Origin of the sequence: Phyllobacterium sp. 0TCS1.6A, from assembly GCF_026420825.1 — a bacterium.
GTDB lineage: Bacteria > Pseudomonadota > Alphaproteobacteria > Rhizobiales > Rhizobiaceae > Phyllobacterium.
This window is the reverse complement of record NZ_JAPMAB010000005.1, coordinates 252,862-265,203: the sequence shown is the minus strand read 5'-3', so window position 1 is coordinate 265,203 and position 12,342 is coordinate 252,862. Positions and strand designations below refer to the sequence as shown.

Here is a 12,342-nt window from a genome sequence, read left to right as displayed (position 1 = left end):
CCATCATCAGCGCCGGGCCGTAGCCGGGCGCTCGTCCTGCAGGCCATAGGAGGCGAAACCCTTCCGCACGCCGTCGATCTCTTCCGCCGGAAGCACCACCGGGCCGCCGATCAGGAGCGCGTGGTAATATTGCCGGGAGATTGTTTCAAGCTCGACGGCGGCCCACATCGCCTTTTCAAGGCTGCTGCCCGTCGCCAGCATGCCATGATTGGCCATGAGGCAGGCGGTGCGGCCTTCGAGCGCGGCGAGGACATTGTCCGAGAGTTCCTTCGTGCCATAGCGCGCATAGTCGCAGACCCGCACATCGTCGCCGCCGAAGGCCGCGATCATGTAGTGGCAGGCCGGAATGGGCTTGTGGGCGATGGAAAGGATGGTCGCATAGGTCGAATGGGTATGGACGACCGCATTCGCCTCCGGCTTGCTGCGCAGGATGTCGAGATGGAACCGCCACTCGGTGGAGGGCTTCCTCGGCCCCTCCCAGCTGCCATATTCGCCTTCGAGCGGCATGGCGGCGATCATGTCGGGGGTCATTTCATCATAGGGAACGGCCGATGGCGTGATCAGCATGCGGTCGCCATGGCGCACGCTGATATTGCCCGAGGTGCCCTGGTTGAGGCCCGAGGCATTCATCGCCCGGCACTGGTCGATGATCGACTGTCGAATTGCAGGTTCGCTCATTTCAAGGCTCTTCTCAGCAAGGATTGACGGGCGGCAGGCCGGCGAGGTAGCGGCGCACTTCCTCGGCCGCCATCTCGGCGGCATAGGTGACGGTGCGCACCGAGGCGCCGGCGATATGGGGCGTCAGCGTGACGTTGGACAATTGCAGCAGGGACCAATCGACCGGGACCGGCTCCACCGCGAATGTCTCGAGCATCGCGCTGGCGAGGGGGCCTTCGGTCAGGGCCACCTCCAGCGCCTCGTAATCGACAAGCGGGCCGCGCGCGGTGTTCACGAAGATCGCGCCGGGCTTCATTTTGGCGAAGGCGGCTGCATTCATCATGCCCTTGGTCTCCCCGGTCACGCGCGGATGCAGCGTCACCACGTCCGACCGCGACAGGAGCTCGTCGAGGCCCACATGCTCCACCCCGGCATTGCGATCGTCGGCTGAGAGCTGGACATAGGGATCGTGCACCAATATGCGCGAACCGAAGGCGCGCAGCAGCCGTACGACCCTGGTGCCGATATTGCCGTAGCCGATGACGCCGACGGTCATTTCCGAAAGCTCGCGCCCGGTCTTGTCGGCGCGGTAGAGCTCGCCCCGCCACTCGCCCTTGCGCAGCGATTCATGGCCGGAGCGGATCAGCCGCGTCTCGGCCAGGATGGCGCCGATGGTGAATTCGGCCACGGCGCTGGCATTGCGCCCCGGCGTATTGACCACGAGCACGCCGGCATTGCGCGCCGCCTGCATGTCGATATTGACCGGGCCGCCGCGCGAAACCGCAACGAATTTCAGCTTGGGCATGCGCTCCAGCATGCCGGCGGAGAGCGGCGCGAGCTGGGTGATCAGCAGTTCCGCATCGCCAACGAAGTCAACCACTTCGTCGGGATCGCCGAGATATTCCTTGAGCCCGTCCATGCCGGAAACCGCATAGCCATGCTCCATCGGCACATCCGGCCAGGGCAGTTCCAGCGTGCGGATATCATGGCCGTCGCCGCAGGCCTCCACGATCTTGTCGCGGAACACATCCGCCAGCATGAAACGATCGCCGATTATCGCAATTTTCTTCGTCATGGGTCTTCCTAGTTCTCGGTCATGCCATTCTGCCTCGCCGCAAGCGTGTGCCAGACGGGTTGCAGCGCCAGTCTCGACTGCTGGTAGGCGGGGAAAATATCTTCATATCGCTGCGCGAGCTGCGCATCGGCCGGTTCCGGCCGGCGCTGGAACGGCGATACCCACTCCTTCACGCAGGCCTCCATCGAGCCGTATATGCCAAGCGAGACCGCCGCGATCATCGCCGCGCCCGCTGCACCGGCTTCCTCGCGCTCGCTGGTCTGGATATTGGCGCCAAGCGCACCGCCGAGGATCTTGCGCAGCGAGGCACTGCGCGCCGCGCCGCCCGTCAGGCGCACCTGCCGCGGCAAGGGACCCATGGCGGCGTAGCAGTCGCGCGCGGCAAGGGCGAGCCCGTCGAAGACCGCCCGGGCGAGATCGCTGAAGCCATGCCGGGTGGAGAGGCCGACGAAGGAAGCCCGCGCCGCCGCATCGACGAAGGGGCCGCGTTCGCCGGCATCGGCGATATAGGGATGATATATCAGCGACGCGGGCTGCGATCCCGCAAGCCAGATCTCGACATAGCCGAGCAGTTCCTGCTTGGTCTTTTCGATGCCGGCGCTCCTGAACAGGCTTTCGGCCAGCGACAGCAGCCAGTCGATGTTCAGCGTCGCCGAAAGGTTCGACTGCATCTGCGCATAATAGCCGGGAACGGGCATGCACATCGTATAGCCGGTAAGATCGCGATTGAGGCGCACATCCTCCGGATTGGTGGCAAGGCGCATGTGCATGCCGGTCGATCCGACGATCGAGCAGCCGGTATCGGTGCCGGGCTCGTAGAGGCCCGCGCCAAGCGCGGTGCAGGCGACATCGACATAGCCGAGCACGATCGGCGTTCCCTCGCGCAGCCCGGTCTGGCTGGCGGCCGCCGCATCGAGCGCATGCGACGTGGTCGCGCCATCGACGATCTCGGGCAGCAGGTAGCTCAGCTTTTCGAGCCCTAGGAACTCGATGACGCTGTCCGAATAGCTGCGGCTGCGAAAATCGCCGAAGGTGAACACCGCTTCCGACGGATCGGTGGCGCGCCTGCCGGTCAGCTTGAAATAGAGCCAGTCCTTGCAATGGAAGGCGGTGGTGGCACCCGAATAGAGCGCCGGCGCATGGTCCATCATCCAGCGCAGCTGCGTGCCCTGCTGGCAGGCGGCAAGGCCGCTGCCGGTATGGGCGAAGCGGTGCAGGTCGCCGCTGTCGGCGCGCAATGCCTCGACCGTAGCGCCGGCGCGCGCATCGAGCCAGAGCCAGCCCTTGCCGACGGGCTCGCCATCGCGGTCGATCATCCATGTGCCGTCGCCCTGCCCGGTCACCGCCACCGCCACGGTGCGGTCGGCGAGATTGTCGACCTTGCCGGCCAGCATTTCGAGCGTCAGCACCGTATCGGTCCAGGTGCGCCCGAGTTCCTGCACCACGCCGCCATTGCCGGCGCTCTCATAATTGTTCGGCGTCGCGGCAAAGGCGATCTGGTTGCCCTTGAGATCGAAGGCGACCGATTTGATGATCGAGGTGCCGGCATCGATCCCGATGATGATGTCGCGCATCATGCCAGCTCCCGCCCATGGCTGACGGCAGCGCCGCTGGCCGCATCGAAGACATGGAGACTGTCGGGATCGAGCCGGATGCCGATCGTCTCGCCCAAGGCGAGATCGGCGCGGTCATGCTCGACCAGCACCATGGTGCCGCCGGCGAAATCGGCGGCGATGTGGGTCTGGTCGCCGAGCCATTGATTGACGGCGACCCGGGCCGGAACGCCATTGGCGACGCGGCGGACCGAATAGGGCCGGATGCCGACGACCACCCGCCGGCGCTGCAGAAGCGCCTTGCGCACGTCCGGCTGGAAATCGGCCGTCCGGTATTCGAGCCGCACATCGCCGTTCAGCGCGAAGACCATGCGGTCGTCGTCGCCGCTGATCTCGGCTTCGAAGACATTCATCGGCGGCTCGCCGACGAAGGTGCCGGTGAAGAGATTGGCGGGCCGCTCCTTGATCTTCTGCGGCGTATCGTACTGCTGCAGCTCCCCGCCTTCCATGACCGCGATACGGTCGGCCAGCGCATTGGCCTCCGTCTGGTCATGGGTGACGAGGATCGCGGTCAACCCGCGCTCCTTGATGTAGTGCTTGATGCGGCCGCGCAGCACGGCGCGCAATTGCGGCTCGAGCTGGCCCATGGGCTCGTCGAGCAGATGCAGGTCCGCATCGCGGATCAGGGCGCGGCCGAGCGATGCGCGCTGCTGCTGGCCGCCGGAGATCGACGACGGGTAGCGGTGGAGGATGTCCTCGATCTCGAGCAGCCGGGCGATATAGGCCACCTTCTCCTCGACGACCGATTGCGACAGGCGGGAGGATTTGAGCGCAAAGGCGATGTTCTCCTTCACCGTCAGCGGCGGGTAGAGCGAATAGCCCTCGAAGGCCATCGCCACGTTGCGGCGCACGGGCGGCAGGGTGTGGACCTCGCGCCCCTTGAGGGAAATCGTGCCGCGCGAGACGGCCTCGAAGCCTGCCACCATGCGCAGCGTGGAGGTCTTGCCGCAGCCCGAGGAGCCGAGAAGGGCGATGATCTCTCCCTTCCTTATATCCATCGAAATATTGCGGACCGCATGGACGCCATGGTCGATTGGCCCATAGAACTTGTCGACATTCTTGATCAAAAGGGCGGTATCGCTCATGCCGCTTCCCCATTCCTGCCATGTGCCGTTGCCGTCTTGCGGACCAGCGCTCCCGTAGCCTTGTCGAAGAGGAACGCCGTGCTGCCATCGATGGCGATGGCGGCCGCGCCCTGTGCGGGCCCGGGCGTTCCGGCGGGACGCGATACCAATATCTCGCGCTTGCGCGCCGTAAGCACCAGCGTCACGGTCTTTTCATTGAGCGGCGTCTCCGCCTCCACATCCACCGGCACCGCGCCGGCGGCGGTGGTGAAGCTGATGGATTCCGGCCTTATGCCGATGACGCAATCCCTGCCGACCACCTCCTCCGGCGCGCCCGGCAATGGCACCTCGACATTCGAAAGCTCGACATGGATGCCGTGCGGGCCCTTCTTCGGCGTCACGTCGAGAAGGTTGATCGTCGGATCGCCGAACAGCCGCGCGATCTCGATATCGGCCGGGGCATTGTAGATTTCCTCCGGCGTGCCGATCTGCCTGATGCTGCCATTGGCCATCACGGCGATGCGATCGCCAAGCGCCATGGCTTCCTTGTAGTCCTGGGTGACATAGACCACCGTCGCGCCCTGCGCCGCGAGCAGGCGCGGCAGTTCGAGACGCATCTCGAAGCGCAGCTTGGCATCGACATTGCGCAGCGGATCGTCCAGCAGCAGCAGCGGCGGCGATCCGACCAGCGCCCGCGCCAGCGCCGTCCGCTGCTTCTGCCCGTTCGACAGCGCCTTCGGATGGTGCGACAGCACGTGATCGATCTTCAGGAGCTTCGCCACCTTTCCAACGGAGGCCTTGATCGCATCGGCCGACGAACGCGTTGCGGTCAGCGGGCTCGCAATATTGTCCTCGGCGCTCATATGGGGAAAAAGCGCGAAGTTCTGGAAGGCCATGCCGATGCCGCGATGCTCGGCCTCGACATCGGTCATGTCCTCGCCGCCGATGAGGACGCGGCCCTCATCCGGGTCGATGACGCCGGCGACGAGGCGCAGCAGCACCGTCTTGCCCGCACCGGAGGGGCCGAACAGGACGAGGGTTTCGCCATCGGCGACGTCGAGCGACAGATTGTCGAGCACCGTATTGGTCTTGTAGCGCTTGACGATGTTCTGCAGTTGCAATGTGGTCATGGATTATCCCTTCACCGCGCCGAGCGACAGGCCTTCGACAAGGTAGCGCTGCGCGTAGAGAGCCAGTGCCAGTGTGGGCGTCACGGAAAGGACGATGGCGGCGGCGATCTGCCCGTACTGGATGCCGGACGAGGTGACGAAGGCCAGCGCGCCGACGGTGACGGGCTGCTTGTCGGCCGATGCCAGCACGAGCGCGAAGACGAAATTGTTCCAGGCGAAGATGAATGCCAGCAGGCCAGCCGCCGCGATGCCTGGCCCGGCCAGCGGCAGCGCGATCTTGCGGAACGTCGCGAACCAGGAATGTCCGGCGATGCGATAGGCATATTCGACATCGGCCGAGATATCCTCGAAATAGCCGCGCACGATCCACAGGATGAGCGGCAGGCAGATCAGCTGGTAGACCCAGATCAGCCCGACATAGGTATCGGACAGGCCGAGCCACTGGAAATACTGCGTCAGCGGCAGGAGGACCAGCAGCGGCGGCGCGAAACGAAACGACAGCAGCGTGAAGGCGATATCCTCCGAACCGCGGAACTTGTGCCGGGCAAAGGCGTAGGCGGCCGGCACGCCGAGCACGAGCGACAGCGCCACCGACGTGACCGAGAGGAACACCGAATTCATCAGATTGCGCATGAAGGCGATGTCGAGCGTTCCGGCCGATGTCGTCAGCTTGCCGGTGATCAGCGCCGCATAATTGGACAGCGTCGGGCTGAAGACGATCGTCGGCGGGATGGTCAGGATTGTCTCGTTGGTCTGGAACGACATGAGGAAGATCCAGACGATCGGGAACATGAAGAACAGGACGACGAGCGAAAGCGCGACGAAGCGGAAAATTCTTTCGAGCGGAGACGTGGTTTCCATGGCTTTCTCCTCATGCCTCGCCGCGGGCGCGTTCGCGCAGCCGCAGCCAGTTCTTGATGAACGTGTTGGAGAGCAGGTACGTGATGGCCCACAGGATCACCATCAGCGCCGCCGAGCGGCCTATGTTGGTGGACTGGAAGAAGTTGAGATAGGCCTCGACCTGGAACACGGTCAGCGCATTGCCGGGCCCGCCCTGGGTCATGGCGTAGATGATGTCGAATTGCTGGATCGAATCCAGCAGCCGGAACAGCGTCGCCGTCAATATGTAGGGCGTCAGCATCGGCAGGGTGATCCGGAAGAAGACGAATGTGCGCGGCACGCCGTCGAGCGCCGCAGCCTCGAATGGCTGCGTCGGCAGCGAGCGCAGGCCGGCGAGCAGCAGGATCATGATGAAGGGCGTATAGACCCAGATATCGACGAGCACGACGGTCAGCAGCGCGGTATCGGGCGAAGAGGCCCAGCGGAAATTCTCGAGGCCGACGAGACCGGCGAGATAGCTCAGAATGCCGAAGCCGGGATTGGTCATCAGCTTCCACATCAGCGCCGCGAGGGCTGGCGCGATCATCAGCGGCAGCAGCAGCATGATGGAGATGAAATTGTTGATGCGCGAGCGCCGCTGCAGCAGCAGCGCTATGCCGAGGCCGAGCAGCAGTTCCAGCGTCACGGTGATGCCGGCATAGAGCAGCGAGATCTTCAGCGTGTTCCAGAAGCCGGGATCGTTGAACAGGAAGTTCCAGTAGTTCTCGCCCCAGTTGAACTTGCGCCCCCATGGCTGGCTGAGCCGGTAGCGCTGGAGCGAATAGACGACTGCCGTGACGAACGGGATGAGAATGCCGATGCAGACGAGCAGCGCAGGCAGGCTCAGGACGTAAGGCAGGACCTTGCGGCTGATCCTGAACCGGGAGGCCGGCTTGCGCGATAGGGTCGTTGAAGCCACGTGGAAGCTCCGTTTCTCGTTTGTAGGGCGCCGGACCGGCGGGGCCGGTCCAGGCTGCCGGAATGCCGTGGAAGGTTGCCCGGCAACCGGCGGAACCGGTTGCCGGCAGCGATATCAGCCGAGGCCGGCTTCCTGCAGCTGGCGATCGATGCTCTGCGCCAGCTGATCGAGCCCTTCGTCGATCGGAACCTCCTTGGCCACCATCTTCTGCAGCGTCGCCGCCCATTCGGTGGTGACGTCGAAGAACAGCGGCTGCGGCGTGAACTTGATGCTCGCGCCGGCGGCCGATGCGTCGAACATTTCCACATAGCCCGGATATTTGCTGTTCAGCTTCTCGCGGAACACCTCGTCCTTCCAGATCGCCTGGCGGACCGGATCGACGAAATCCATCTTGGTCGCGCCGAACAGGGCGTGCTCGGGACCCGAGGCCCACTGCATGAAATACCAGGCCGCATCCTTGTCCTTGGCGTAGTTCGACATGGCGAGCGACCAGATCCAGATATTGGGCGTCGAGGCCTTGGCTTCCGGATTGGCGGTGAAGGCGGCATAGGAAAGCTTGCCGGCCATCTTGTTGTCGCCGCCATTCATGAAGTAGCCGAGGCAGTCGGCATCGAAGATCATCGCCGAAGCGCCGGCACCGAGATCGGCGCCCACCTGGTACCAGGTATAGGTGGACCAGTCCTTCGGGCCGCTCTCCTGGATCATCTGCACCCATTTCGAGTGATAGGCCTTGGATTCCGGCGTGTTCATCGCGGCCGAAAGCTTGCCGTCGGCCGAGACGTTCAGGTCCTTCTGGTTGAAGTTGGCATAGCCCGACAGGAAGCCCGGATGGATCGTCGCCCAGGAGCGCGAGCCGCGGACGCCGATGCCGTAGATGCCGCCGACATCCTTCTGCAGCTTGGCCGAAACGGCGATCATGTCGTCGATGTTCTTCGGAACGCCGACGCCGGCCTTTTCGAACATTTCGCGGTTATAGGTGATGTTGTTCTGCTCGAACGCCCAGGGAATGCACCATTGCTTGGCATCTTCCGAGCCGAGCGACCCGCCCGGCGTGCCGTTCCAGGCGCAGGAATTCTTCACGCCCGGCAGGAAATCGTCCCAGGCATAGTTCGGATTGGTCTTCTCCGGATCGTTGATCCATTCCTTCAGATCGGTGATCCAGCCCGCCGGACCATAGGTCCATGTCATGTAGGCGCCGGTCATGAACACGTCATATTCGCTGGAACCAGAAGACAGCGCCGCCGTGACCTTGTCGAAATAAACGTCCTCGGGGAAGACGTCATAGGTGACTTCGATGCCGGTCAGGTCCTTGAAGTTCTGCAGGTTGGCGATCATGGCGTCGGCATAGGGATGCTTGTTCAGGAGCAGCTTGAGCGACTTGCCGGAATGTGCCTTCCAGTCGAAATCGGCTGCCAGCGCATTGGTCGACATCATGTTGAACAGCGTGCCGGCGGTCGCGGCGGTCATGCCGGCGGCGCCAAGCCCCTTCAGCAGGCCGCGCCTGTCGACCGATCCGCGCAAGAAGGCGCTGATGAGGTCTTTTTCTCTATCGTGCATTGGTTTTTCTCCTCCTTTTATGGGTATTGCCAACAGTTGAACTGAACCGGATACCCGCCGGCATCATCTTGCCGGTCGCCGCGGCGACTCCCTGCCCGCAGCGCCCGGTCAATTCTCATCGGATCATGGGCCGTCCCTCACCAGCAGCCGCGCCGTCCGTTCATCGGTGATGAGGCCGCTCAGGTAGCGGCTCTCCAGAATGGCGTGGGTGGCATGCACCTTCACCTTGCCGCCGACCACGGCGACGATGCGCCGGTTCTTCAGGGTCTCGCGGCCAAGCGTGAACGTGCGCTCGGAAAGCGTCGTCTCTATAGGCTCGCCCGCAGCGTTGAAGAAATGGCCGAGCAATTCGGCGACGCCGCCCGCGGCCTTGATGTCCTCGATCTCGCCCTTCTCGATCATGCCGGTCGATACCAGCGACGCTTCGAGTTCCACCGTGCCGATGCCGACGAAAAGCAGATTGGCGCTGCCGGCAAGGTCGAATATCTCGCGCACGCCGCGCTGGCTGAAAAGCACGTCGCGGTCCTCGACCGTATTGGCGAAGAAGGGAACCGGCATGACATAGGCATCGGCGCCGACCCGCTCCGCCAGGCGGTGGATGACGTCATGGGGACTTGCCGCGAATTTGCGCGTCAGCCCGCCGAGCAGCGAGACGAAACGCGCCCTGCCATTGGCGATGCGCGGCAGGTAATCGACGCAGGCTGCAAGCGTGCGCCCGTGGCCGACGCCGATCAGCACCTCGCCCTCGCGCTCGATCTCGCGCTTCAGGAACTGCGCGCCGGCGATGCCCAGCGCCTTCAATGGCAGGTCGTCCGGATCGAAATCCGGCACCACCTCGCAATATTCGAGCCCGTAGCGCTGCGACAGGATCTGCTCGAGTTCGAGACATTCGGAAACTTCGCCGTCGATATAGACCTTGACCAGGCCTTCCTGGTTGGCCTTCGTGATCAGCCGATGCGCCTTGAGCGAGGTAAGGCCGAGCCGCTTGGCGACTTCGGATTGGGTCAGGCCTCCGGCGTAATGCAGCCAGGCAGCGCGCGCCGCCATGCTCGACTCTTCTTCCCGCAGAGAGCCTCCATTCGCCAAAGCCATAAATCCTACCCTGAGAGCACTGATATTTTTATCGGTTGTTGAAAATAATTTCACCTACTGAAAAATTTGTCAAGCACGCTCTCTTCGGGCCAGAAACGCACGAGCGGAAATGTCCGGCGGAGACTATTCCCCGCCGGGCATGGATGCCTCGTTGCTGCCTGTCAGGCGCTCAACGCGGGATAATCGGTGTAGCCCTGCGCACTGCCGCCGAAATAGGTGTTCTGGTCGGCCGTATTGAGCGCTGCATTGGCCCTGATGCGGGTGACGAAATCCGGATTGGCCAGCACCATCTGGCCATAGGCCTCGAGATCGGCCAATCCCGCGGCGATATCCGCGCCGATCTCGTCGCGCGGGCGGCCCGGACGGTTGAGGATCAGCGACTGGTGCCAGAGATTGCGGATGTCGGCGAGCAGCGCTTCATCGCCCTGGTGCATGATGTGCACATAGGCGAGGCCGAGCTTGTCGAGTTCGGCGATCAGATGGCGGTAGAGGTCCGGCCCCTCCGGACCCTCGTCGATCCCCCACATGTTCAGGCCGGGGGAAAGGCGGATCGCGGTGCGGTCGGCGCCGATCTCCCCGGCAATGGCCGCCGCGACCTCGATGGCAAAGCGGGCACGGTTCTCGATCGAGCCACCATATTCGTCCGTGCGCCTATTGGCGCTCGGCGCGATGAACTGGTGGACGAGATAGGTATTCGCGCCATGAATCTCGACGCCGTCGGCGCCGGCCTCGACCGCCGAGCGGGCGGCATGGCGGAAATCCTCGACGGTCCGGCGCACTTCCTCCGTGCCGAGCGCCCGCGGCACCGGTATGTCCTGCATCCCCGTCGGCGTGAACATGCCGGAGCCCGGCGCGATCGCCGAGGGTGCGACCGCCTGGCGATGATGCGGCGTGTTGTCGGGATGCGACATGCGCCCCGCGTGCATCAGCTGGATGAAGATATGGCCACCCTTGCCGTGCACGGCCGAGATTATCCTGCGCCAGCCGGCGACATGGGCGGGCGTATGGATGCCCGGCGTCGTCATGTACCCCTGGCCGTCATCGGAGGGTTGCGTGCCTTCGGTGACGATCAGGCCGAGCGCGGCGCGCTGGGCGTAATATTCGGCGGCGAGTTCGCCGGGCGTACCGTCGAAGCCGGCGCGGCTGCGCGTCATGGGCGCCATGACGAGGCGGTTGGGAAGCGTGTAGCGGCCGACTTTGGCCGGCGTGAACAATTGGCCCATCCTGGTTCTCCATCTGTTGGGAACGCCTTTGTCCACTATTCCTCATGTGGGATAAATCCGGTACAATCGAAATCAGTTTTCCATATATGGAGCAATCGCGTGAGCCATCTGAACGACATGGCGCTATTCGTCAAGGTGGCGAGGGTAAGGAGCTTCCGCAAGGCGGCGGAGGCGCTCGGCATGCCCAATTCCACCCTGTCGCGCCGCATCAGCGAATTGGAGAAGGCCATCGGCCTGAGGCTGCTGCACCGGACGACCCGCAAGATCGAGCTGACCGAGGCCGGCCAGATCTATTACGAGCGGAGCAAGCGTATCGTCGACGAGGCGCGGCTGGCGCATGAGCAGCTCGGCGCCATGCTCGAACAGCCGAGCGGCGTGATCCGCGTGTCGCTGCCGGTCGATCTCGCCACGCTCTACCTGACGCCGATCATTGCCGATTTCGCCCGGCTCTATCCGGGCATCACCTTCGAATTCGACCTGACGCCGCGCCGCGTCGATCTGGTGACGGAGCCGTTCGACGTGGCGATCCGCATCGGCAAGCTGGAGGATTCCGGCCTGATCGCCCGGCTGATCGGACGGCATTCGCTCTACCTCTACGCCTCCCCCGGCTATATCGAGGCATCGGGCGCGCCGACGGAACCGGCAGATCTCCGCGAGCGCGAATGTATCTGCATGCGGCGCAACCTGCGCTGGACCCTGCACCGGGGTACAGAGACCGTCGAAATCGACGTGAGCGGCCGCTTCACCCTCAACAGCGTCGGGATGATCGGCGCGCTTGCGGTCAACCATCAGGGGATCGCCCTGCTGCCCGAGAAGATCGTCGCCCAGGACCTCGCAGCCGGGCGGCTCCGGCGCATCCTGCCCGATTGGCAGGGACCGGCGGTCAGCATCTATGCCGTCACCGAAACGCGGCTCATCCCGGCGAAGACCCAACGCTTCATCGAATTCCTGTCGACGAAGCTGATGGAAGCCTGAGCGGGCGCTTTCGGCTCGAAATGGTCTCCACGCACCGCCCGGCGACAGGAATTGCCCGAACTTATGGCCCGCCGGATTTGCTCCCGGAGCCTTTCCACGATAGACGCGCATCTGACATCACGACCGATGAACGAATATTTGCGAAAAGGAACAGCAGG

Annotated in this window: 11 protein-coding genes; 1 reads left to right on the top strand and 10 read right to left on the bottom strand. The window is 63.9% G+C overall.

Features of this window, described 5'->3' with window-relative positions:
* Window positions 1-6: 6 nt before the first annotated feature.
* The 10 genes from OSJ75_RS13595 to OSJ75_RS13550 all read right to left on the bottom strand — a co-directional run bounded on the left by OSJ75_RS13595 (window position 7) and on the right by OSJ75_RS13550 (window position 11,209).
* On the bottom strand, window positions 7-678 hold the full coding sequence (locus OSJ75_RS13595; protein ID WP_267228448.1) for a class II aldolase/adducin family protein: 672 nt from the start codon (window positions 676-678) through the stop codon (window positions 7-9).
* 13 nt (window positions 679-691) lie between these two features.
* On the bottom strand, window positions 692-1,732 hold the full coding sequence (locus tag OSJ75_RS13590; protein ID WP_267228447.1) for a 2-hydroxyacid dehydrogenase: 1,041 nt from the start codon (window positions 1,730-1,732) through the stop codon (window positions 692-694).
* An 8-nt stretch (window positions 1,733-1,740) separates the two neighbouring features.
* Window positions 1,741-3,306, bottom strand: a complete 1,566-nt coding sequence (locus OSJ75_RS13585; protein WP_267228469.1) for an FGGY-family carbohydrate kinase — start codon at window positions 3,304-3,306, stop codon at window positions 1,741-1,743.
* The gene (locus OSJ75_RS13580) at window positions 3,306-4,430 is read right to left on the bottom strand and encodes an ABC transporter ATP-binding protein (protein ID WP_250014952.1); all 1,125 of its coding nucleotides are present in this window, start codon (window positions 4,428-4,430) and stop codon (window positions 3,306-3,308) included. The genes OSJ75_RS13585 and OSJ75_RS13580 overlap by 1 nt, the downstream gene beginning before the upstream one ends.
* Complete coding sequence (locus tag OSJ75_RS13575) at window positions 4,427-5,539, bottom strand: ABC transporter ATP-binding protein (RefSeq protein ID WP_250014953.1); 1,113 nt, start codon at window positions 5,537-5,539, stop codon at window positions 4,427-4,429. The genes OSJ75_RS13580 and OSJ75_RS13575 overlap by 4 nt, the downstream gene beginning before the upstream one ends.
* A 3-nt stretch (window positions 5,540-5,542) precedes the next feature.
* Window positions 5,543-6,400: a carbohydrate ABC transporter permease gene (locus tag OSJ75_RS13570; RefSeq protein WP_250014954.1), complete on the bottom strand. Its 858-nt coding sequence runs from the start codon at window positions 6,398-6,400 to the stop codon at window positions 5,543-5,545.
* Between the two features lie 10 nt (window positions 6,401-6,410).
* Window positions 6,411-7,337, bottom strand: a complete 927-nt coding sequence (locus tag OSJ75_RS13565; RefSeq protein ID WP_267228446.1) for a carbohydrate ABC transporter permease — start codon at window positions 7,335-7,337, stop codon at window positions 6,411-6,413.
* Window positions 7,338-7,451: 114 nt separating this feature from the next.
* Entirely contained in the window at window positions 7,452-8,894 is a 1,443-nt protein-coding gene (locus tag OSJ75_RS13560; protein ID WP_267228445.1) for an extracellular solute-binding protein, read from the bottom strand.
* A gap of 123 nt (window positions 8,895-9,017) precedes the next feature.
* Window positions 9,018-9,986 (bottom strand): sugar-binding transcriptional regulator, encoded by a 969-nt coding sequence (locus OSJ75_RS13555; RefSeq protein WP_250014959.1) that lies wholly within the window; start codon window positions 9,984-9,986, stop codon window positions 9,018-9,020.
* Between the two features lie 161 nt (window positions 9,987-10,147).
* Entirely contained in the window at window positions 10,148-11,209 is a 1,062-nt protein-coding gene (locus OSJ75_RS13550; RefSeq protein WP_267228444.1) for an alkene reductase, read from the bottom strand.
* A gap of 99 nt (window positions 11,210-11,308) precedes the next feature.
* Between OSJ75_RS13550 and OSJ75_RS13545 the strand changes: the two genes are divergently transcribed.
* Entirely contained in the window at window positions 11,309-12,184 is an 876-nt protein-coding gene (locus OSJ75_RS13545; protein ID WP_267228443.1) for a LysR family transcriptional regulator, read from the top strand.
* Window positions 12,185-12,342: the final 158 nt, after the last annotated feature.